Origin of the sequence: Psychrobacter sp. AOP30-A2-5 (genome assembly GCF_052378115.1) — a bacterium.
Classification (GTDB): Bacteria; Pseudomonadota; Gammaproteobacteria; order Pseudomonadales; family Moraxellaceae; genus Psychrobacter.
The window spans coordinates 15,593-38,518 of the sequence record NZ_JBQSXK010000005.1 but is presented as its reverse complement, the minus strand read 5'-3'; the positions used below and the strand labels follow the sequence as shown (position 1 = coordinate 38,518).

Genomic DNA, 22,926 nt, shown 5'->3' with positions numbered 1-22,926 from the left:
GGCTTTGAGTCGGACAAGTTTAATGAGTTGCAATAGCGATTGCTACCCTCATTATTGATCCAGCAGACTATCGGTCTTAGCTGCCATGACAAAATCATTGCGATGCAGACCTTTAATGCTGTGTGACCACCACGTTACCGTCACCTTGCCCCACTCTACCAATATGCCAGGATGATGCCCTTCTGCTTCGGCGATGTCTGCTAATTGGTTGGCAAACTCCATCGCCTTGACGAAGTTTTTGAATTTATATTGACGTTGTAATTGCTTAATGCCATCAACCTCGATCAATGACCAATCTGGAATTTGCTGTAATAGCTCTTGTGCTTCGATGTCGCTGACCGTTGGCGCGCCAATGCGGCAGGCCTCACAGCTGGCTTGTGATAATGTCGTCATTATAATGTCCTTTTATGTTAACTATTCATTTTTTTAATACTGTTATGTTTAATACAGTTACGTCCATGTTGACGCTGTCATTTACGGCTACATCATTCAAATGATGCCGTTTGTCTTAACCATGCATTAGGCGTTTTTTACTGCATAACTAGGCTCGAACAATCCTAGTGACATGGCTTGTTTGACCATTCCCATGATATCGCTATTGACGATATCAAATAATGTATCCAAATCATCAATGACATAATAAATCGGCTGGATATGATCGATACGATAAGGGGTACGTAACACATCAAGCAAGTCAAACGCTCGGTGCTCTGGTTGATTTTGCGGTTGATGTTGAGGTTCGGCTTGCTGCTCAGAACCAGCATTGAGCGCATAAACTGTCTCAGACGGTGAGCTTAAGATGCCGCCGCCATAGATTCTACGGTTATCTTGTGTCTTTCCAACCAAACCAAACTCGATGGTAAACCAATAGAGCCGTGCCAAAAACCACCGTTCTTCTTTAGTGGCGTTAAGACCCAGCTTGCCATAAGTTTCATTGAACATCGCAAAGGCAGGATGGGTCAAAAGCGGACAATGTCCAACGATTTCATGAAAAATATCAGGCTCTTCGATATAGTCCATATCATCAAATCGACGGATAAAAGTTGCCACTGGAAAGGATTTATTGGCAAGCAATTTAAAAAACTTACCAAAACTGATTAATGCAGGGACAGCGGCAGTTTGCCAACCAGTCGTGGCTTGCAATACTGCATCAATGTCTTGCAGCTGCGGAATACGCGTAGCGGGCAAATTCAGTTTTTTTAAACCGTCTAGATAGGCTGGGCAGGCACGGTTAGGTATTTGCTCGGCTTGACGCTCAAGCAATGCCTGCCACATACCATTTTCATCATCACTATAGTGAATATGACCATGGCTATCTGGCTGATGTGACACGTAAGGTTGTTTTTTAGGCATAGAATCCTGCTTTTTATCAGCAGAATTATCGTGACTGGCAGCATCAGTGCCTAGCGTTTTGCAAGCAACGCTGTTGGCACCGATAGCTTTATTAACAGAATTCGTATGTGGTAGGCGTTCCATGCCTGCATTCCTTTTATTGCCATTGGCACTCTGAATTTTTGCTAGTCGTTTTCAATCATGACTGAACCATAGCTCAGTCATCGCATTGAACACATGGTATTACAGAGCGCAGTGGTTATTAGGGACAAGACAAACTCCTTTTGCCCTGCCCGTTTATTTTATGGATTTTTCCCTAAATGTAGAGGCGCTTACGGTGTTTCAGTTTCTGGCTGACCAACCGTGCCACGACGGACTTGATCGCGCTCGATGGATTCAAATAGGGCTTTGAAGTTACCTTCACCAAAGCCATCTTCGTAATCACCTTTACGCTGGATAAACTCGAAGAAGACAGGGCTACCTAAGATAGTTTCAGAGAAAATTTGTAGTAGCAGACGCGGTGTGCCGCCTTCAGTGGTGCCATCTAACAAGATACCGCGCATCTGTAGCTCAGAGACATTTTCGCCATGATTTGGTAGACGCTCACTCAGCATTTCATAGTAAGTCGCGGTTGGAGCGGTCATAAGCGGGATACCCGCTGCTTTTAATTTATCGATGCTGGCAAACAAATCATCGCTGGCTAAAGCAATATGCTGAATACCTTCACCGTTGAAATGCATTAAGTATTCTTCAATTTGACCGCCGCCCTGCTTTGACTCTTCGTTCAATGGAATACGGATTTTGCCATCAGGTGCTGTCATGGCTTTACTGGTCAAACCCGTATATTCACCTTTGATGTCAAAAAAGCGGATTTCGCGGAAGTTAAAGATGCGCTCATAAAAGTTTGCCCAATAAGCCATACGACCACGGTAAACGTTATGGGTTAAATGGTCGATGACTTTGAAACCATGCCCGACAGGACGACGGTCTACATCAGCAAAAAACTCGAAATCGACGTCATAAATAGACTCACCATCTTTATAACGATCAATAAGATAAATCAGTGAGCCACCGATACCCTTGATAGCAGGCAGGCGCAGCTCCATCACACCAGTGGGTACGTCTACTGGCTGCGCGCCCATTTCGATGGCACGCTCATAAGCTTTTTTGGAATTCTGCACACGAAAACCCATGCTACAAGCGCCAGCACCATGCTCTTCAACGAAATAGCTGGCTTCGCTTTTTGGTTCACGATTTAGAATAAGATTGATGTCACCTTGACGGTATAGCGCCACATCTTTTGAGCGATGGTTGGCGACATGAGCAAAGCCAAGCTGTTTGAACAATGCGTCGACCGCATCCGGTTGAGGTGAGGCGAATTCAACAAAATCAAACCCATTCAGGCTCATTGGGTTGTCAAATAAATCTGCCATTGTAATCATCCTTAATTTCAATTGGTGGTAAAAATGCGATAAAAAATGTCTTCAATCAATAATTCTTATTGACGATGTATTTATATTAGATTAGGTTTATTTATAAGACTAATTGTTTTTTATGATTTATTTATCAGGTTTACTTATGAATATCAGCATTCGCCAATTAACCGCTTTTATCCAAGTCGCTGACAATGGCAGTTTTACCCGTGCCAGCGATCAGATGCATTTGACACAATCTGCCGTTAGCGGCTTGATTAAGGAGCTAGAGTCCAGCCTCGGTATTGTGCTGTTCGACCGTACTACCCGCCAGCTGTCTCTGTCGGTAGTAGGACGGCATTTATTGCCGCAAGCACGGCGTATCTTGAATGAGATGCAGCTGTTTGAAAATGAGGCGAGCAGTTTGACGAGCTTGGCGCAGGGTCAAGTACGGCTTGCTGTCTCGCAGTTTGCAGCTTCCTCTATGCCAGCGGTCATCGCCCAGTTTTCCAAACAACATCCCGAGATTGGCGTGTCGCTATTAGATTGTTCGGCAGAAAACTTACTCAGACATATTCAGGACATTGAAGTAGATTTGGGTGTCGGTACTGAGCTTGGATTTATGGAGGCTGAGGACGATATCAATGCTGATTTGTTATATCAGCTGCCATTTTGTGTGGTGATGCCTGACAACCATGCGCTGGCACAAAAACATGAAATAACGTGGCAGGATTTATTAGACATTCCGCTCATCACGCTGCAAGGTCCTTTCATTGAACAAGTAACAGCCGAGTTGGATGACCAGATCGCCAGCCATATCCAACAGGCACGTTACAAAGTCAATTTTATGTCCACCGCGCTTGAGATGACCCGTCAAGGCTTCGGTATTACCTTATGTTTGCCCTATATGCCCGAAGTCATTGACTGGGTTAGCGCCAATGGCTTACAAATGAGGCCGCTGGCACAACCCGTTAAAATGCGGCAGTTTTTTATCTATCAGCGTTCTTCTCGTGCGTTATCACCTGCTACTATTGCTTTCAAAGACTTCTTGCAGAGCTATTTTTCCAGTCATTTTAATGACTTACAGCATACTTAAGTATCGCTGATACAGACATCATCGGTGCTTAAAAATGCTTGAAACACAATAGTCGCAATCAACTATTTTATTAATTATGCAAGATAATTGAATCTCATATTGAGTTAACCGTCAATTTGCTCTATGATTTTTGGCGGCTTGATTTATATTTCATAAGGAAACAACATGTTTGAACGTATCGACTATTATGCTGGTGATCCAATTTTAGGGCTGATGGAAAAATATACAGCAGATAACAATCCTAAAAAGGTCAATTTAGGCATTGGTATTTATTATGATGAAAATGGTGTATTGCCCGTACTTGACTGTGTAAAAACAGCCGAAGAACGCATTGCCGATCCTATTGCGCCGCGTCCATATCTACCGATGGCAGGCTTACCAGGACATCGTAAAGGCTGTCAGGAATTACTGTTCGGTAAAGACGCACAGATTTTAAAAGATGGTTTGGTCGCCACTATCGCTACGATTGGCGGTTCTGGCGCGTTAAAAGTCGGCGCTGAGTTCATCCATGAATGGTTCCCACAATCTAAATGCTATGTGAGTGATCCAACATGGGGCAACCACATTGCTATTTTTGAAGGCTCTGATGTCGAAGTGGGTAAATACCCGTACTACGACAAAGCCAACAGCAGCATCAAGTTCGATGAAATGATTGCGTTTTTTGAGACGTTGAATAAAAATGATGTGATCTTGCTGCATCCTTGTTGCCACAATCCAACAGGTCTAGATTTGACCCGTGAGCAATGGGATACCGTGCTAAACGTCGTTCAAGCGCGCGAACTGATTCCATTTATGGATATTGCCTACCAAGGCTTTGGCGAAGACATGGACAGCGATGCTTATGCGATTCGTAAAGCTGTCGATATGGGCTTGCCATTGTTTGTCAGCAACTCATTCTCTAAAAACTTATCACTATATGGTGAGCGTGTCGGCGGTCTATCAGTTGTTTGTCCAACGGTTGACGAGACAGAGCGCGTCTTCGGTCAGTTAAATGCTACCGTACGCCGTATTTACTCAAGCCCGCCATCACATGGTGGTCGTGTGGTCGATATCGTTATGAACGACGAAGCACTACATAAGCAATGGGTTGGCGAAGTTTATGCAATGCGCGACCGTATCAAAGCCATGCGTTTACAGCTAAAATCAGTATTAGAAGCCAAAATCCCGAACCGCAACTTTGACTATATTACCCGTCAAAACGGTATGTTTAGCTTTACTGGTCTGACGCCTGAGCAAGTCGAACGCTTACAAAGCGAGTTTGGCATTTACATGGTTTCCAACTCACGTATGTGTGTGGCTGGACTGAACACCAGTAACATCGACTATGTGGCCAATGCCATGGCAGACGTCTTAAAAGACTGAGTGAGCACGCATTAAAATGGTGCGGTAGTCAGTAATAGCGATTCACAAAAAGGTTGAGCGAGTGCTCAGCCTTTTTTTATGTCCTACGTTTTTCCTATTTAGTTTACCAAATAACATCAACGTCCCTAGTATCACATCTCTTTTAAGAAAACACTGCACAAAAACCCTTGCAATCTCCACTTTGATAAATTACATTATGCGTAAGTAGTTAATTATAACGTAATTCATTATATGCTTTAGCAAGGAGCACCCTATGTCAAAGATTGACAACAGCCTCACATCCTTTATCGATATCGCCGCTGATTCTGACTTCTCCATTCATAACCTGCCTTATGGTATTTTTAGTGATGCCAAAGGCGCTGATGGTAATAACAAGCGCCGCGCTGGTGTGGCTATCGGTGAGTACGTGTTGGATTTGGCTGTGCTCGAAGCAGAAGGTTTACTGAGCTTAGAGGGCGGTCCATATTTTGATCAAGCAACGCTAAACGCTTTTATTGACTCAGGTCGAGATAATTGGACTCAAGCACGCACAACCATCCAAACCCTCCTATCTAGTGTCAGCGACGCCTTGCGTGATAATCAAGACTTGCAGAAAAAGGTATTGTTGAAGCAAGCAGACGTCACCATGCATCTGCCTGTTCACGTTCCAGGTTTTACTGACTTCTATTCGTCTAAAGAGCACGCCACCAACGTCGGTACTATGTTTCGTGATCCAAACAACGCCCTGCTCCCTAACTGGACTGAAATGCCAGTCGGCTATAACGGACGCGCCAGCACCGTCATCGTCAGTGGCACTGATGTGATACGCCCCTCTGGTCAATTAAAACCAAACGCTGACGACCGCCCTATTTTCTCAGCCTGCAAGCGTTTAGATTTTGAGCTTGAGACTGCTTTTGTAGTTGGTAAAGGTAATAGCATTGGTCAACCAATTGCAGTAGACAATGCCTCTGAGCATATTTTTGGCATGGTTTTGCTCAACGACTGGTCAGCCCGTGACATTCAAAAATGGGAATACGTGCCTTTAGGGCCATTTAATGCTAAAACTTTTGCTTCTGAAGTCTCGCCTTGGATTGTGACTATGGATGCATTGGCACCTTTTAAAACAGCATGCCCAACTCAAGAGCCAAAACCATTGGCATATCTAAACGAAAAAGACAGCAATAATAATAGCTATGACATCCATCTATCAGTTGAGTTATTGCCTGAAAACTCAGATAGCGCCACTGTGGTTTGTGAGACCAACTTCAAGCATATGTATTGGTCAATGGCGCAGCAGCTAACCCACCACACCATCACTGGCTGTAAAGTGGAAGTTGGCGATATGATGGGCTCAGGTACGATTTCAGGACCAACGCCCGATTCTTATGGCTCAATGCTAGAGATTGCTTGGAATGCGACCAAACCCGTCACTTTAAAAGGCGGCGAGACCCGCAGTTTTATTGAAGATGGCGACACAGTAATCATGAAAGGCTATAGCGAAAAAGATGGTATCCGTGTCGGGTTTGGTGAAGTACGCGGCAAAGTACTGCCCGCGCTTAACTTTGATTTTGACAAATAGTCTAGAAAAAATGTGAGCACAGTGGTTTTGAGCTGCCAAGCAACCATCGACCTATAGTCAATCGGTACTGGCAGCCTATTACTCACTGCATTCCCTATCAAAAGGAGTTTGATATGAGCTTTAAAATTGAAAAAATCCATCATGTGGCCTATCGCTGCAAAGACGCTAAAGAAACCGTTGAATGGTATCAAAAATACCTAAACATGGACTTCATCCTTGCATTCGCTGAAGACCACGTGCCTTCGACCAAAGCCTTTGATCCTTATATGCATGTTTTTTTAGACGCAGGTAATGGCAACGTATTGGCGTTTTTTGAAGTGCCCAATCAGCCTGAAATGGGTTTTGATCCGAATACCCCAAATTGGGTGCAACACTTAGCCATGAAGGTGAAAGACCGTGATGCCTTAATGGCAGCAAAAAAGCATTTAGAAGAAAATGGTATTGATGTGGTCGGTGTGACCAATCACGGTATTTTCCATTCTATTTATTTCTTTGATCCTAATGGCCATCGCATGGAACTTACCTACGATGATATTACCTCAGAAGAAAAAGTCTCGATGATTACTGAATCCATGAAGTATGAGATGTTAGAAGAATGGTCACGTACCAAACGCGCACCAGCTCATACCCAGTTTTTACATGCAGAGGAACTGGCTGAAGCAAGAGAAGTCGCGCCTGTCGGTGAGTGATTGACCTGTTATTGTGTTTGCTATCTCTTTTTATATGATTAATTAGGGCGTGCCATCATTTTAAGACCATTGAATGTATCAATATACTAATTGATGACACGCCCTAGGTAGCGAACAATATCTAACCATCATGAAAGGATTCAATGATGAAAATAAAAACCCCTTTAGGAATACTCTTAGCTGCCTCGATTGCGATGACTGGCTGCTCCAATAACGATCAAGCGGTCAGCGCTGATGTAGATACAGGCGATGTGACTACTCTAAGATTCTCACACTTTATGACTGCCAATGACAACATAAACACTGAAGCATTGCAGCCATGGGCAAAGAAAATCGAAGAAGAATCAAAAGGCCGCTTAAAGATTGAGATCTACCCTTCGGCTACTCTTAGCAAACCGGGCGCTACCTATGATGCTACCGCGAAAGGTATTGTTGATATTGGTATGCAAGCGCAAGGATATACAGCAGGGCGATTTCCTTTAACTCAAATTGTAGAGCTGCCAGGTATCACCAATACTGCACAGCAGCAGAGCTGCATACTTCATAAACTGTATGATGATGGTGTCATTAAAAATGAGTACGAAGATACTCACCTGCTAGCGCTGATAGGCACTGGACAAGGTGCGCTGCATACCGTAGATAAGCCTATTCGCACGCCAGCTGATATGAAAGGTTTGCGTATTCGCCAACCTTCTGCCGTTGCCAGCCACATTATCGAAGCGACTGGCGCGGCGCCCGTTGGTATGCCTGCCAGTGATACTTATACTTCCCTTCAACGCGGTGTCATTGACGGACTTAGCTTTACTTGGCAGCCCATTCAAGCATTTCGTCTTGATGAGTTAATCAATACGCACACCAACATTCCTTTTTATAATTCTACTTTTGTTATCAGTATGAATAAAGAGAAATATAACAACTTACCTGATGATCTCAAAAAAGTGATTGATGACAATTCAGGGGCGGAGATGGCAGCACGTGTCTCCAAAGTATTTGACGTCAGTAACGCCAAAGCAATGGCTGCCGCTAAAGAAAAAGGCGATATCATGATCGATATCCCTGACCCACTCAATGACCCAGACTGGAAGGGGCCATTAATGGAAGGCTCGCAGCACTATCTAGATGAAGTGAATGCCACTGGTCTAGACGCTGACAACGTGTACGAAAAAGCAAAAGCTGCCAGTAGCGCCTGTATGGTCTAAAGGATGAATATCATTAAACGATATTCGGACAAAAATTCCTTTACGCGATAGTCGGTCAGTTTATATGATTAAAACTTATATAGTAAAAAAACCAGCTACGCAATTTGATAACGCTGCGCGATTGCTAGTATTTGCTCAACCACGTTGTGTTGCTCACTCATGGGCAATTGCTCTGTCGTTCCGATGATAGTGATAGCGTATTCTAGTAGTAGTCCTTTGCTAGCAGTTTTGCCACTAACAGCAGATAGATTAACAGCGCTATTAGCAAGCTGCGGCAATATGACAGGAATCGTAATGGCATTAATACCCATGAGCATATCACCCGTCACTGTCGCATAGCCTTGGGTACGAATCTTGGCTTGCAAGTGACTGAAATTCTGCCATTTTTCTTTGATTATTGCTTCATTGTCTGTCTGCCATTCAGCTGTGACCAATGGCTGAACGACGGCATCTGGCTGATAACTGGCAAATAATTGCCCCGTCGCCGATGTCGTCAGCGGCATACGTGAACCGATACGAGTGATAATACTAATCGGGCTATCTGGTTCAACGGACTGAATAATAATAGGACCTTCGCTAAACCATTTGGCAATCTGCACACCGCAATTCAGGGTGTCTTTGATTTCATTAGCGATGTGCGTCAGCCGCTCTAAAATATTGTTTTGACTAAATCCAGAGTGCCCCAATGCTGCCAATGTATTAACCCTATCACCTAGCCCGTAGCGACCATCATCAAGCTTACGCGCATAGTTTTTACGAATGAGACTGACCAAATAGCGGTGACACTTTGCTGGATGCATTTGCATCACTTGCGCAATGTCTTTTAGCATCATAGGCTCGTTATGATCAATAAGAACGTCTAATACCGACAATCCAATCTCCAGTGACTGGACGCCACTTTGACTTTTATTGGTTGTCACGGGATTTTCTAAAGGGTTTTCAGCTGCTGGCATGTTTTGCTCAATGAGTAATTTACTTGGCATATTAATCTAATATATTCATGAAAAACTGAAATGAAGAGGTAACGTCATAAGAGTTTTTTAATTGTATAAGATACCTTTGGTATCACTAATTATAACCGCTTATCTCATTCACAACCTACCATAATAAAAGGAATTCACAATGATGACACTTTATGGCTACTTTCGCAGCAGCACCTCGTATCGTACTCGTATCGCGATGAATCTCAAAGGCTTAGATTATGACTATATTTCGGTTAATTTAGCAAAAGATGAGCAGTTAGCAGATACGTTTAAATCACTCAACCCACAAGGATTGGTGCCTGTTTTACAGACCGATGATTTATTACTATATCAAAGCCCAGCCATTTTAGAATGGTTAGAAGAGGTTCATCCTAAAAATCCGCTATTGCCTAAAGACGCGGCTGGACGTATGCAAGTACGAGCCATTAGCGCTATGATTGGTTGTGATATTCATCCCATTAATAACCGCCGTATCTTACAATATCTACGCAATGAGCTGGCGGTAGACGAAGAAAAAGTCATGGCGTGGTGCAACCGTTGGATGAGTGAGGGCTTTGCGGCGTTAGAGAAAATACTAGCAAAAGACAAAAGCCGTGGAAAATTTTGCTACGGTGACAGCCCTACTTTTGCAGATTGCTATTTGATTCCTCAGGTCTCTTCGGCGCGACGTTTTAACGTGGATTTAAGTGCTTATCCCAATATCGTCGAAATTGACACGCATTGCCGTACGCTCAAAGCATTTGCCGACGCTGATCCTAGTATGCAGCCTGATGCGCCCAAGTCTCAATAAATAATCAAAAGGGTGCTTTCAGTAAGGGTGTTTTACTATTAAATGACTAGAAAATTAAATGATTAGAGAATTTAATAACAAAACGCCCTTATAATTGCTGGGCTCAGGGCTCAGACAAAGCAATCAAAGCGAATGACTGCCTGAAAACATGCAAAGCATTGATACTCTTAAGCCAAATATAGTATTCAATATTTCATCGAATCATCACCTCTACTTTTCATCTCAATATAATATTTCATATATTCAAATTATTGGTTGTATAGCAGTCAACTGTTGGCTATTCTTAGTATAGCCGTTGTTATATCTCAAATTTAGAATTAATTTTAGATAAACATACTGTTTTATTCATTAAAATAAGGTTGGATATTATGAGTTATACACCTTTACCAAATAACAAAGACGCTCTACCATCCCATGCCGCTCAAAATATTTATGATTTAGCCCTATCGGCCAGAGAAGAAACAGAAACCTGTAGAAAAATTGCACCGACAGTGGTCAAAAAACTGTCAGAGTTGTCGCTATTTAGGATGGGACTGCCAAAATCGTTGGGAGGATGGCAAGGCAATCCTGTGGAAACGTTAAAGGTTTATGAGACGCTGGCCAGTGCTGAAGCTTCAGTTGCTTGGATCGTTTGGAACAACCATTTGGCCTGCACATTTGGACGATTTTTAGACGAGCCTAGCATGAAGGAGATATATAGTGACCCCTCTCATGTCTATGCCAACTCAGCACGCCCTGAAGGGATTGCTAAACAAACCGCTGAAGGATATACGGTCTCAGGTCAATGGACATTAGTATCAGGTTGTGAATTGGCAGACTGGTTTGTGCTGCGCTGCTTGGTAATATCCGAAGGCTCGCCTACGACCCTTGGACCGGGTGCAAATTTAAAGCTGTTCTTTATTCCAAAAAAAGATGTGGAAGTGATTGATACTTGGCAGGTGGGCGGCCTAAATGGTACAGGCAGTCATGACATCGTCATCAAAGACGCATTTGTGCAGGAACGTTATGCGGTCGATTTTGATAGCCCTGTCGCCATCGATAATGCGTATAGCCGCCTACCAATCGGCTGTATTAATGCCGCTGGCTGTGCAGCGATGGCACTGGGTGTCTTAAAAGCAGCGACAGATGAGTTAATCCAAATTTGCCTTGAGAAAGTAATGCCCGGCAAAAGCCCAGATTTGCGTGATCGTGCAGCAGTACAAGCGACTATCGCTAGGAGCAAAACGCTATTAGCATCTAGGCGCGCACAATTACACAATAGTGTCGAGGTATTATGGAACGAAGCACAGCAACAGAATGCCTTTACCGATATACAGCTGGCTGATGTGTGGGCAGCAGCCTGTGAGGCAGCGAGAGAAGCCAGAGCCATGGTATCGGAGATTTATGCGGTCGCTGGTACGGTCTCGCTATATAAAAAACATAGAATAGAAAGAGCGCATCGAGACATTCATGCTATTTTACAACATGGTATCGTGCAGCCACATTGGATGGAGCAAGCTGGCATGGCTTATGTCGGATTGACCCCAAATGCAGCCATGTTCAGAGTATAAAATTGCTTTTATAAAAATAAGTAAGCCCTCATAGAATGAGGGCTTTTTATCGCTTGGCTATTGAGCTAAAGAAAAACAAATCATTGTTAAAAATCATATAGTGACTACCAAATAGTGATTACTAAATAGTGACCGCCAAATCATCACGCTGAAAACGTCTTCATGCTCATGTCGCAAAAAAGCAAGGCATCTGATGCCTTGCTTTTTTATGACTAATTTTTATAACTAACAAATCACTTTACTTGATAGTAGGCTTGATTGCTTTAATCAAAATGGAAGCCTGCACCAATCGAGCCGCCAGCATTACCTTGGGTATCAGCGGTGCCGTTTACCTTCATGACCCAACGACCATCATTGGATAACTTCGAGAAGCCAATAGCAACTGCACTTTCCCCATTGTACGTTCCTATACCGCCACCGATTAAGGATTTACCAGCGATGTAAGCTTGCGGTAGTGAAGACATTGCCATGGCGGCTGAAATACCAGCATTTGCATCGTCTTCGACTTCACCAATTTTATAACCTAGCTCATTCATGTTGTTGCCAAGTCTTTGACTAACAGCATCTAATTGACCCATATTCACAGCGTCTCTGGGTGCCATGCCATCAGCCACATCAGTGATCTTGTTGCCAGCGGCGTTGATACCGCTTGCAGTCATACTAGGACCACCGACAATACTGACGCCATTATTGTTGATTGTCGTATTGCCAGTTTTGACGCTATCGATATTAATATCACCGTTTAGATCAAACTTAATACTACTGCCTGCTGCTGTTGTGGTGATGTTATTACCACCTGTGAAGGTGAGGACACTGCCATCGCCTACTGGTTTGTTGATGGTAGCACCACTATCAGCACCAAAATTGAGACCCGCATCTATTTTATCCTTGTTCACTTTGATATTAGTCGTATTGGTGTCGATGTTTGTCTTATTTGTGGCAATATTCGTGGTATTAGTTTGGATATTGGTAGTGTTGGTTTGGATGTTTTCATTGATAACGACTTCTCCTTGCTTAATAGAAGCAATCGCACCGTCGATACTACTTTGACCAGTACCACCAATATTACTATTGGTAAAGGTACCATCTACAGGATTGTAGACTGTCTCACCGCCAATGATACTACTAATGCCACTACCTTGTGCATAGAGCTGACCACCATTGATAGCATCTTTGCTACCTTCAGAGACATCGCCATTCACAACGTTTGTAATCTTAGTGTCAGCAGCATTGATACCCGCTTTGGTGACACTAGGTCCACCTGTAATAGTCAGCCCATTATTATTCATAATGGTATCACCCGTCGTTACGCTATCTAAATTCAGGTCTGGATTTAAATCGAAGCTAATGTCATTGACGCCTGCCAATGGTGCAGCAGCACGTAGGTCAGGGCTAACATTATTGTCCGCTGATCTAGACACTTTAATATTACCATCTGTACTGTTCAAATCGATGGCGCTGCCTTGTTTGATCATAGTGGCAACATCACCCTGAGCCGTTAGTCCCCAACCTTGATCAAGGGCAAACGTCGTGGCGTTCAACTGTCCGACAGTCGCCGCATCTGTATCTGCAATACCAGCAGCTACATTGGTGATTCTGTTAAAACCATTGTCAAGACCGCTACTGCTCAGTCTAACCGTTCTACCGGGACCATTATCGGTAAAGGTAAAGCCATTACTATTCATAATGCTATTACCAATCTGCATGCTACCCTCATTGCCTAAATTCAACTGGTTATTCAGTTTCATCTGAACACCCGTTGCTGAGGCCATCGTCGTAATGTTGCTATCACCAGTGACGTTGATGGTATCACCTAAAGCAAACTGCTGGTCGTTGGCACTATTGCCATCACCGATTTTGATGCCTTTGGCCACGAGACTATTGGTTGCTGACAATTGGTCGAAGTTTACTGCATCCTTACCTGTGGTCGCTTCTGCAACGTTAGTAATTTTATTGCCACCGTTGTTTAGACCATTGGCTGAGATGCTGACACCGCTACCAAAGTTTGCGCTGTTAAGACCAGTTAAATCTTTCGCAAGTTTCACGGTCAATGTGCTGGTACCGTCAGCAACGACGCCAATGTTGTTGCCATTTGACAAGTCACTTGCCACGGTCGCGCCACCTTTGACTGTCAGCTTGTCACCAAGCTGACGATTAACGGTAGTACCCGTGTCACCATCGAAATCAAAACCTTTATCGATGGTCGTGGTCGTGGCTTGTAGTTGACCAAAGTTTACAGCATCGCTGGCTATTGTACCGTTAGCGACATTGGTAATTTGATTGCCACCATTGTCCAGCCCACTATTACTGAGTCTGACCGTTTGATTAGTCCCACCCATAAATGTGACACCATCAGCGTTGACGACTGTAGTTCCTGTGGTCAAGCTGGTTGAGACTAAGTCGGCAGCAGTAGCAACTTTGATACCGCCATTGTCAGCGGTCAAGACAATATTGTCACCAGTAATAAAGTTGGCTGTATTATTGTCTTTATCCAAAGTCTTGACATCAGCACCATTGATTTGTGTCACTACCGTTTGCATCGCACTATCGGCTTTTACCAAGCTTGCCTTACTACCTTCGCTTAGATCAACTTGATAGTCGGTGATATTGGTATCAGTATCTTTGACACTAGTGCTAACTGTTAGTGCATTAGCATCTGCAGTAGAAACACTGGTGCCATTGGCATTGACAGTATAGACATCCTGTCCAGTATCGCTATCGGTTGAAAAGTCAACACTGGCAACATTCGTACCTTTAACTACTTTGGTTCTCGCTCCTGCGGCTGCCATCTGTACATCACCAATATTCGCCGCATTGGTTTCTGTTGTGCCACCGCTAGCCACTCCTGAGATGACTTTATCACCTGCGTTGATACCAGTAGATGAGATACTAACACCACCAAAATCTGCACTAGTGAGGCCCGTTAAAGTTGGAGACAGACCGAGAGCAATTCCATCGCCCGTTGATAAGCCAGTGGTGGTTAAATTGCTGTCTGTATCAAACTTAATTTCTTCACCCAAGGCGAAGGTTTTTTTAAGAGTGCCGCCGCTGCTTGCATCATTCACATTAAACTTGATGCCTTTAGCAATATTGTCAGTGTTGGTGCCAATATTGGTGGTATTGGTTGAGATGTTGCTAGTATTGGTCGTGACTTGTTGGTTGGTCTGGAACAGCTGACCACCATTGATGGCGTCTTTGCTATTTAGACTGACCGTACCATTAGAAACATTGACGACCTTCTTATTACCCGCATTGACCCCGCTTTTGGTGATGCTTGGACCATTTAAAATGGTCAGACCATTGCTGGTTAACGTGGCATTGGTAGGGTTAAATATGTTTCCACCCGTTACTGTAACACCTGCACCACTGACTGTAGTGACGCCAGTAAGCACGCCGCCAGTGACAATACCTAGACCATTAACAGTCGTGCCGTTTAATAAGTTGCCAGTGCTAACGCTGCCTGTTGTACCTAGGTTTAAGTTGTCATTGAGCTCAACTTCGATTTTGCCATTTTTTACTCGGGTGTCGATGTTGCTGTTAGAGCCAACTACCTCAACGGCTTGTCCCAATGGTTTCTGTACTGTATTACCATCAGCGGCTTTTAGCGCAAAGCCTGAGGTGGATACACCAGTAATGGCACTATTCAAATCACCAATATTCGCCGCATTGGTTTCCGTTGTGCCACCGCTAGCCACTCCTGAGATGACTTTATCACCTGCGTTGATACCAGTAGATGAGATACTAACGCCGCTATTAAAGCTTGCGCTATCCAGACCTGTTAAGTTGTTGGCTAAGCCAAGTTTGATTCCATCACCCGTTGATAAGCCAGTGGTGGTTAAATTGCTGTCTGTATCAAACTTAATTTCTTCACCCAAGGCGAAGGTTTTTTTAAGAGTGCCGCCGCTACTTGCATCATTCACATTAAACTTGATGCCTTTAGCAATATTGTCAGTGTTGGTGCCAATATTAGTAGTATTGGTTGAGATGTTGCTAGTATTGGTCGTGACTTGTTGGTTGGTCTGGAACAGCTGACCACCATTGATGGCGTCTTTGCTATTTAGACTGACCGTACCATTAGAAACATTGACGACCTTCTTATTACCCGCATTGACCCCGCTTTTAGTGATGCTTGGACCATTTAAAATGGTCAGACCATTGCTGGTTAACGTGGCATTGGTAGGGTTAAATATGCTTCCACCCGTTACCGTGACACCTGTACCACTAACGGTAGTGACGCCAGTAAGCACGCCGCCAGTGACAATACCTAGACCGTTAACAGTCGTGCCGTTTAATAAGTTACCTGTGCTAACGCTGCCTGTTGTACCTAGGTTTAAGTTGTCATTGAGCTCAACTTCGATTTTGCCATTTTTTACTCGGGTGTCGATGTTACTGTTGGAGCCAACCACCTCAACGGCTTGTCCCAATGGTTTTTGTACTGTATTACCATCAGCGGCTTTTAGCGCAAAGCCTTTGTTAATAGTTGTGGTATTATTTCCGACCGCTTCATTGGTCGCATACAATTGACTACCATTCACTGCATCTGTACTAGCCGCAGTGACAGCTCCACCAGCGACGTTTTTGATCTGACGCTCAGATCCTACTACGCCCACGGATACTTGCGCACCCTCTCGTAGCATACCCTTATCATCAATGACATTACCGGCGATATCATATACCACGCCACCAACTGTCATTGTCTTTTCAGAGCTTGCACTTGTTGCTGTTGTTGAGCCTGCACCTAAAGAGACTGAACCGTCTTTGCTCGCTGACGCACCAACACCGAACGCTGAAGAAGCCGTTCCCGATGTAGTGGAATGAACACCAATGGCTGTAGACAGATCACCTTTAGACAGCGATTTTGCACCAATGGCTATCGACGCAGCACCTCCAGCTTCGGTATTGACATCGTACTGATTGTTTTCTACCAAATCTTTACCTACATAGGATTTGAAAACATCGTTAACTGTGCCACTATTTAGTGGTGACAATGGACTACCATCGATATTGGTTCTCGATGCAAAATCTAGATCATCACCGCCTATCGCGATCGAGGATGCCCCTCTAGACACGACATTAGCACCGATAGCAATCGACTGCTCACCACTTGCCATCGTCTGTTGCCCAAATTCTGAGCTGCCAATCGCAATGGTTTGGCTGCCTGTGGCTTTTGCATTTCCGCCCAGCGCCATGGCGTTATAACCTGTCGCTCCGTCGTTATTAGCATTACCGACAGCGGTTGAGTCCACGCTATAATACTTAGTTTTATTATTAGCGACAGTATTCGACAGCCCTTTTAGTTGAGCCACATTGACAGCATCACTGTCACTGCTACCTGCTGCGACGTTTACAATCTGACGGTTGCCACCCGCTGCTCCTGTTCCTACAGAGACCGCGCCAAGCGTAACGCTATCCGTTGCTTGGATGACTGAGCTATCTGCTCCTACTGGCACAAAACCACTGGCACCACCAGCACGATTTGCAATAGAGTTTGAACCTAATGCGATGCCATTTACTGCGTTAGATCGAGAGCCGACACCAAAAGCAAGACTGTTATCAGCAGTCGCTTTTGCATTACTACCAAAGGCAATCGTATCATTGCCAACTGCTTGAGTTTGTCCATTCGCTCTATAACCTACATTTGCTTGATCAGCCACTGTACCTGCATTTTCAAAATCAGTTGAACCAATCGCAATGCCACGTTTGCCTGAGGCAAGTGCTGAATGACCAACAGCAAGAGAGCCTTGACCCGTTGCTGAGGAGACATTACCGATAGCCTGAGCAAAGTCAGCAGTCGCTGCCGATTGACGTCCAAGCGCTAACGAGGTATTTCCATTAGAATACGCTGCCGCCCCAATTGCCACAGATGACCGACCAATGGCTTTTGCTTGAGTGCCTAGAGCAGTAGCGACGTCACCGGCTTCTGTCCCAGTGCCAATGGCGGTACTACCAGAGTTGTTTTGTGAACCACCCGTCCAAGTAAACGACGGATTGCCTCTATCGACCAGATTAAAGTTTTGCCCAGCGTCCGCTTCACAGCCAATGGCAACCGAATAGCTGCCTTCAGCATTCGCTTCAGTACTGTTTGTATTACAAGAAGAAATTGCCGTACCAGATCCCGTACCACCGCCGACATTCACTTGTGCAAAAGCTTGCGGTGACATTGTAAATCCAGCCGCCAGCATCCCTATGGCGATCGTGGATAGTCGGAAAAATTGGGTAGAAGAAAGATTAGAAGTCGTATTGATGGTCGCGTTTGCGCTCACGCTAGATTTGGAAGATTTGCCGCGCCCCTTTGCATATTCACCAACTGCGGTAAAACAGCTCAAGGCTTCATTCCATATTACTTTATAGATGCGGTTCATAGTGTGCACTCCCTTACAGACTGGTCAGATTTAAAAATCAGAGATAATAGCCATCTTGCAGAGAGTCGATATCACAAAATAAAACATGTTATCGGCTGACAATGATTAAATGTTTTTTGTTCATCATTTATCTTGTTAACCAACAACTAACACTTTTTATCTTGAAAAGCCCTAATCGCTCTCTGTATATTAGTATTACCGAATATATAGAGAGAGACAATGCCGCTCATCGGGCATTTATTACCGTTCATCCAATTATATAACAAAAAATGAATATATAGATGTTTTTTGCTCCTTGCTTATATTGAATGCTCCCACTTTTTTGAAATAATCCGCTTTGAAACTTAATAAAACACACGCTTACACACACACTTTAGAGATGTTTTAAGCGCGTGTTCGCCACTTTATGCTGCTCTTAGTCCCCTTCAGAGTTAACAGGCAATGTTATTTGCATCACCAGCCCTTGGATATCATCTTGGCGATTATAGACATGAATCTGACCCTTGTGTGCCATTACCACGGCATGAACGATTGCCAGCCCCAAACCATAACCCCCCGTTTCACGATGGCGAGCCGAGTCAAGCCGTACAAAGGGCTGAAAAATACGCGCCAAGTCCTTATCCGCGATGCCACCACCCTCGTCTGTGATGCTGATTTGAAGTGCAGGCTGATTGTCCTCCATCTCCACTTTTTTAATGTCAGCAATGACTGTTGAATCAGAGGCCGTATGCATAAAAGCATTACGAATGACATTCTCAAGCGCACTATGCAGCTGTTCTTGATTGCCAAGCACTGTCCAAGGGGTTGTTGAATCAGTGGTAGATGAAGCGTCTGCCACCAATGCATGACTCGGCTGCCATTGCCAACGCACGTTTTTATGCTGAAACTCAAAGCAAACGTCTTGTCCAATTTCACTGATGATGTCAGAAATATCAACCACTTCGTTTTCTATATTGTCGATGGTATATTGCTGCATTTGTAGAGATTGAATATGAATGATTTGCTCAATCAACTCATTCATCCGCGCCGACTCTTTATCTATACGGTCGAGATAACGACTGGCATTCGGTGCAAAGTCGCGAGTCAGCTCAGTCGCAACGTCTAGACGCGCCAGTGGCGATCGTAGCTCGTGCGAGATATCACTGAGCATCTGTTTGCGTGCCAGCTCACTCTCAGCCAACCGTTTTGATAGTTTAGCCACATCTTTCGCGAGTAAACCAAGCTCATCATCTCCCATTTTTGATAGGTCTGGATGGGTCTGATAATCGCCATCAATCAGACGGTGTACGGTATTTTGTACACGGCGGATACGCTGAGTCATTGTACGGCTCAGCCAAATACAAACCAAGACGCTAAAAACGAGAATAAATAGCAAACGTATGGGAAAATTGCCACGTTGCAGCGCCATAACATCAGCAAAACGCAAATGCGGACGTAACTGTATAATGACAGACTGCTCATCTGGTAAGACGACCGTCACATCAGCCAGCTCAGGGCGACTGTCGAAATCAGCTAGCGTAGCTCTATTCGGCATCATCGGTTGCAGAATATGGTTTAAGAATGACGACTTGTCATTCGACATTTTATTATTATTATCGTGACTATTAGTCCTGTTATTGTCCACATTGGGCTGAGCTGCCATTGATTGCATTGAGGGTTGCATTGGTAGTTGACCTACTTCACGCCGACTATCCTGCATACCTTTTTGCCTACGCTCATCTCTATTGCGATAACGCGGAAATATAATCGCCCCTTCTTCATCGTAAACTCTTATCTGATTCATGAGTTGACGGTCCTGACGATACATCTGCTTAACTGTACTTAAATCACCCGCTCTTAATGCCTCAACCATTTCTTGACGCTTAATCAATAAACTATCAATTTGTACGTTCATGCGAGCCGTTAGTGCTTTTTCGACCAGCCAGCGCTCCACCATGATCGATAAAATAGAGGTGATGATAATCGTTAATAACAGACTTAGAAACAAACGCCAAAACAGTGTGATTCGCACTTTAAACTTTGGGGTTTGCTTAAGCGTTTTATGGTTAATAGCTTTCTTGGAAGCGTTCATCGATGAGTCCATCATTACAATACCAGCTGATAGCCTTTACCACGAACCGCTTTGATCGGCTCATCATGAAAAGGTTGGAGTTTTTTGCGGAGTCGCGAGACATGCACATCAAGGCTACGGTCGAACGGCTGTAATTCACGTTGTAAGACATGCTCTGACAGCCATGCTTTGCTTACCACCTCGCCTTTTTGTTTCAGTAGCGCAACCAACAAATCAAACTCTGTCCCCGTCACTTGTAGCTCTATGCCATCTATCTGACAAAGCCGCTGGTTTTGATCCAGATACAAACGACTGTCTGGTAGCAGCGTATGCTCTGATGTCACTGCGCTGGTACGTTTGATGACGGCATTGATACGTGCCAGCAGTTCTCTAGGGTTGCAGGGTTTGGTAATATAATCATCAGCACCAAGTTCAAGCCCAATGATACGATCAATCTCCTCCCCTTTTGCGGTCAGCATGATGACAGGGATATCACTGATATTGGGCAATTGACGCAAGACACTCAATCCATCGATTTTTGGCATCATAATATCTAGCACCAGCAAATCATAAGCAGCAGCGCCATTCAGCACATTATTGCTCACGTTTTTGAGTTTCTGTATGACAGCCTCACCATCGTGAACGCAGTCGCATGTCACCCCATGATTGTGCAAGTATTCTTGTAACAATTGGGTCAATTCTTCGTCATCATCGCCTAGTAGTATGTGTGGCACATCTTTCTCCTTAAGCGTTAAATCGCTTTATGAGCCATATTATCAGTCAATTGCTTATCGATTCGCTATAAACGTTACCTTTCTTAATACTTCATAAATGTTCGTAACTTTTAACTGTCGTAATATAGCGTCTATCAGCGACAAATACTGATAACAAGCTGTGATGGATAGTGGCTATCCGGGACACTTAGCATTCATAAGCTAATCAGATAAAAACTGACTTTTTCGCAACCAATAACGTATGCACCATAAATTAAGGTAATGATGATGAAAAAATTATTAATGGGCTCAGTCTTAGCAATGTCTAGCATTTTCACCGTAACGGCTTGTACCAGTGTTAATGCAACCACTGATACCACACCAACGACCAGTAAAATGCAGCATAAAGATGGCATGAAAAAAGCCATGAACAAAGGCGGCATGAGAGGTCCAATGTCGCAGCTAGATCTAACAGCAACGCAACAAGCGCAAATCAAAGCCATCATGCAAGCACAACACGGCGATCGTAAAGCTGACCGTACAAAAAACAAAGCAGAACGGGCGCAAATGCAGCAACAAATGCAAGCATTAACTAATAGTAGCACTCTAAATACAGCCGCAGTTAATCGCTTAGCTGATCAGCAAGCGGCTAAAACCAAGCAGCGCTTCATTGAGCGAGTACAGACTCAACATGCTATCTCTCAAGTATTGACTGCTGAGCAACGCGCAAAACTCGCTACATTAAAAGCTGAAAAAATGGCGAAAGGTCATAAAGGCTCAGAGCACGGTAAAAGGCATGGCAAACCACATCAAGGCATGTAATTCGTCATTAATAGGCTGTTTCGCATTCATGCTGACTGTCCTATAAGACTGATTATGAACACATAAAAAAGCGCATCGTATAAACGGTGCGCTTTTTAGTTTTAATGTTGAGGCTCACATTACTTTGATATTTTAATTAACTGTAAAAAGGCGCGCTCTTCAAGAATTTTGATATCTAAACCACTCTGAATCAGCTCTTCCACTTTTCGATGCTTACTACTTTTTTCATGACCAGCAAGCAACGTTAAATCTTGAACACCAACCACAAGATAATCTAATGTCTTCGAAGCACCCGCTTTGACATTAAAACCATTTTTGGCTGCTATCTCAGCAATATCTGTTCGACTGATACTAAGGTTGCCTGTAAAGCAGATATTGAGTCCTGCATATTGTCCTGACTCATCTCCAACTTTTGTGATATGACTGGGGTAACTTCTACCATTTGCGCGTGGTTGCTGAGGATAATTACGACTGTATTGACTATTTTTTACCCAATCATGAATTGATAAACCATTTTCTCTAAGAATGGTTACGATTATAAAGCCACATGCTTTAGCATCTTCTAGCGCGTCATGATGGTCAAACCGATAATTCCATTCTCTACAAACATTCGCCAGATTATAACCTTTGACCGAAAAGCGCTGACACGTTTTACGTACCAATACCGTGGCATCGACCCACTGTAGCTCTGGTATTGGTAATTTGTGAAGCTCTAGACTTTTTGTCAACGCCCTTTGATCAAAGTCAGTATAGCTAACGACAACATTTTCACCGATAAATTTTAATATTTGCCCGTAAATGTCATACATAGACGGCGCATCTTTTACCATACTACTGGTAATACCATGCACTTCTATATTTTGACGACTAAAAGACGTCTGCGGACATACTAACGTACAGTAGGTATCAATTAACTTACCGTTCAAATATTTAGCCAAGCCTATTTGACAAATAGACCCTACGTCGCTGTTTGCAGTTTCAACGTCAATGGTCACAAAATTCACTAGC

16 protein-coding genes are annotated in these 22,926 nt (G+C 43.9%); 8 read left to right on the top strand and 8 right to left on the bottom strand.

The genetic code is table 11. The features are described 5' to 3' along the window. Positions 1–51: 51 nt before the first annotated feature. The 3 genes from ACT3S4_RS05550 to hppD form a co-directional block, all read right to left on the bottom strand. Entirely contained in the window at positions 52–393 is a 342-nt protein-coding gene (locus ACT3S4_RS05550) for a 4a-hydroxytetrahydrobiopterin dehydratase (RefSeq protein WP_201501314.1), read from the bottom strand. A gap of 126 nt (positions 394–519) precedes the next feature. Further along, positions 520–1,476 carry a phenylalanine 4-monooxygenase gene (phhA, locus tag ACT3S4_RS05545; protein WP_443518366.1) on the bottom strand — a complete coding sequence of 319 codons (957 nt, stop codon included), beginning with the start codon at positions 1,474–1,476 and terminating at the stop codon, positions 520–522. A 188-nt stretch (positions 1,477–1,664) separates the two neighbouring features. Next, positions 1,665–2,765 (bottom strand): 4-hydroxyphenylpyruvate dioxygenase, encoded by a 1,101-nt coding sequence (gene hppD, locus ACT3S4_RS05540; RefSeq protein ID WP_045447873.1) that lies wholly within the window; start codon positions 2,763–2,765, stop codon positions 1,665–1,667. A gap of 145 nt (positions 2,766–2,910) precedes the next feature. Between hppD and ACT3S4_RS05535 the strand changes: the two genes are divergently transcribed. From ACT3S4_RS05535 to ACT3S4_RS05515, 5 genes are all read left to right on the top strand, one after another. Next, positions 2,911–3,840, top strand: a complete 930-nt coding sequence (locus ACT3S4_RS05535) for a LysR family transcriptional regulator (RefSeq protein WP_443518364.1) — start codon at positions 2,911–2,913, stop codon at positions 3,838–3,840. Positions 3,841–4,005: 165 nt separating this feature from the next. Next, positions 4,006–5,202, top strand: coding sequence for an amino acid aminotransferase (locus tag ACT3S4_RS05530; RefSeq protein ID WP_201539159.1), 1,197 nt, complete (start codon positions 4,006–4,008; stop codon positions 5,200–5,202). A 253-nt stretch (positions 5,203–5,455) separates the two neighbouring features. After that, complete coding sequence (gene fahA / locus ACT3S4_RS05525) at positions 5,456–6,760, top strand: fumarylacetoacetase (protein WP_443518362.1); 1,305 nt, start codon at positions 5,456–5,458, stop codon at positions 6,758–6,760. Positions 6,761–6,873: 113 nt separating this feature from the next. Continuing rightward, complete coding sequence (locus ACT3S4_RS05520) at positions 6,874–7,449, top strand: VOC family protein (RefSeq protein WP_443518360.1); 576 nt, start codon at positions 6,874–6,876, stop codon at positions 7,447–7,449. Between the two features lie 146 nt (positions 7,450–7,595). Further along, positions 7,596–8,648 (top strand): TRAP transporter substrate-binding protein, encoded by a 1,053-nt coding sequence (locus tag ACT3S4_RS05515; protein ID WP_443518358.1) that lies wholly within the window; start codon positions 7,596–7,598, stop codon positions 8,646–8,648. Between the two features lie 95 nt (positions 8,649–8,743). Here ACT3S4_RS05515 and ACT3S4_RS05510 read toward each other — a convergent pair whose 3' ends face one another. Beyond that, the gene (locus tag ACT3S4_RS05510; RefSeq protein ID WP_443518356.1) at positions 8,744–9,631 is read right to left on the bottom strand and encodes an IclR family transcriptional regulator; all 888 of its coding nucleotides are present in this window, start codon (positions 9,629–9,631) and stop codon (positions 8,744–8,746) included. A 142-nt stretch (positions 9,632–9,773) separates the two neighbouring features. On the opposite strand from ACT3S4_RS05510, the gene maiA reads away from it, so the two are divergent. Beyond that, the gene (maiA, locus tag ACT3S4_RS05505; protein ID WP_443518465.1) at positions 9,774–10,421 is read left to right on the top strand and encodes a maleylacetoacetate isomerase; all 648 of its coding nucleotides are present in this window, start codon (positions 9,774–9,776) and stop codon (positions 10,419–10,421) included. Positions 10,422–10,789: 368 nt separating this feature from the next. Continuing rightward, positions 10,790–11,971, top strand: coding sequence for an acyl-CoA dehydrogenase family protein (locus ACT3S4_RS05500; protein ID WP_443518354.1), 1,182 nt, complete (start codon positions 10,790–10,792; stop codon positions 11,969–11,971). A 263-nt stretch (positions 11,972–12,234) separates the two neighbouring features. On the opposite strand, the gene ACT3S4_RS05495 is transcribed toward ACT3S4_RS05500, so the two are convergent. The 3 genes from ACT3S4_RS05495 to ACT3S4_RS05485 form a co-directional block, all read right to left on the bottom strand. Further along, the gene (locus ACT3S4_RS05495) at positions 12,235–18,333 is read right to left on the bottom strand and encodes a YadA-like family protein (protein WP_444760655.1); all 6,099 of its coding nucleotides are present in this window, start codon (positions 18,331–18,333) and stop codon (positions 12,235–12,237) included. A gap of 415 nt (positions 18,334–18,748) precedes the next feature. Further along, entirely contained in the window at positions 18,749–20,404 is a 1,656-nt protein-coding gene (locus ACT3S4_RS05490) for a sensor histidine kinase (protein ID WP_444760654.1), read from the bottom strand. A 14-nt stretch (positions 20,405–20,418) separates the two neighbouring features. After that, positions 20,419–21,117, bottom strand: a complete 699-nt coding sequence (locus ACT3S4_RS05485) for a response regulator transcription factor (RefSeq protein WP_443518349.1) — start codon at positions 21,115–21,117, stop codon at positions 20,419–20,421. 267 nt (positions 21,118–21,384) lie between these two features. Between ACT3S4_RS05485 and ACT3S4_RS05480 the strand changes: the two genes are divergently transcribed. Beyond that, positions 21,385–21,918: a Spy/CpxP family protein refolding chaperone gene (locus tag ACT3S4_RS05480; protein ID WP_201539168.1), complete on the top strand. Its 534-nt coding sequence runs from the start codon at positions 21,385–21,387 to the stop codon at positions 21,916–21,918. Between the two features lie 119 nt (positions 21,919–22,037). On the opposite strand, the gene ACT3S4_RS05475 is transcribed toward ACT3S4_RS05480, so the two are convergent. Next, positions 22,038–22,922 carry an exonuclease domain-containing protein gene (locus ACT3S4_RS05475; protein WP_443518348.1) on the bottom strand — a complete coding sequence of 295 codons (885 nt, stop codon included), beginning with the start codon at positions 22,920–22,922 and terminating at the stop codon, positions 22,038–22,040. Positions 22,923–22,926: the final 4 nt, after the last annotated feature.

Bases quoted from the DNA above. Each gene is read 5' to 3' on its own strand.
- maiA (WP_443518465.1), top strand. From the start codon at position 9,774: ATGACACTTTATGGCTACTTTCGCAGCAGCACCTCGTATCGTACTCGT.
- ACT3S4_RS05500 (WP_443518354.1), top strand. From the start codon at position 10,790: ATGAGTTATACACCTTTACCAAATAACAAAGACGCTCTACCATCCCAT.
- fahA (WP_443518362.1), top strand. From the start codon at position 5,456: ATGTCAAAGATTGACAACAGCCTCACATCCTTTATCGATATCGCCGCT.
- ACT3S4_RS05495 (WP_444760655.1), bottom strand. From the start codon at position 18,333: ATGAACCGCATCTATAAAGTAATATGGAATGAAGCCTTGAGCTGTTTT.
- ACT3S4_RS05535 (WP_443518364.1), top strand. From the start codon at position 2,911: ATGAATATCAGCATTCGCCAATTAACCGCTTTTATCCAAGTCGCTGAC.
- ACT3S4_RS05520 (WP_443518360.1), top strand. From the start codon at position 6,874: ATGAGCTTTAAAATTGAAAAAATCCATCATGTGGCCTATCGCTGCAAA.
- ACT3S4_RS05515 (WP_443518358.1), top strand. From the start codon at position 7,596: ATGAAAATAAAAACCCCTTTAGGAATACTCTTAGCTGCCTCGATTGCG.
- hppD (WP_045447873.1), bottom strand. From the start codon at position 2,765: ATGGCAGATTTATTTGACAACCCAATGAGCCTGAATGGGTTTGATTTT.
- ACT3S4_RS05510 (WP_443518356.1), bottom strand. From the start codon at position 9,631: ATGCCAAGTAAATTACTCATTGAGCAAAACATGCCAGCAGCTGAAAAC.
- ACT3S4_RS05530 (WP_201539159.1), top strand. From the start codon at position 4,006: ATGTTTGAACGTATCGACTATTATGCTGGTGATCCAATTTTAGGGCTG.
- ACT3S4_RS05490 (WP_444760654.1), bottom strand. From the start codon at position 20,404: ATGAACGCTTCCAAGAAAGCTATTAACCATAAAACGCTTAAGCAAACC.
- phhA (WP_443518366.1), bottom strand. From the start codon at position 1,476: ATGGAACGCCTACCACATACGAATTCTGTTAATAAAGCTATCGGTGCC.
- ACT3S4_RS05480 (WP_201539168.1), top strand. From the start codon at position 21,385: ATGAAAAAATTATTAATGGGCTCAGTCTTAGCAATGTCTAGCATTTTC.
- ACT3S4_RS05550 (WP_201501314.1), bottom strand. From the start codon at position 393: ATGACGACATTATCACAAGCCAGCTGTGAGGCCTGCCGCATTGGCGCG.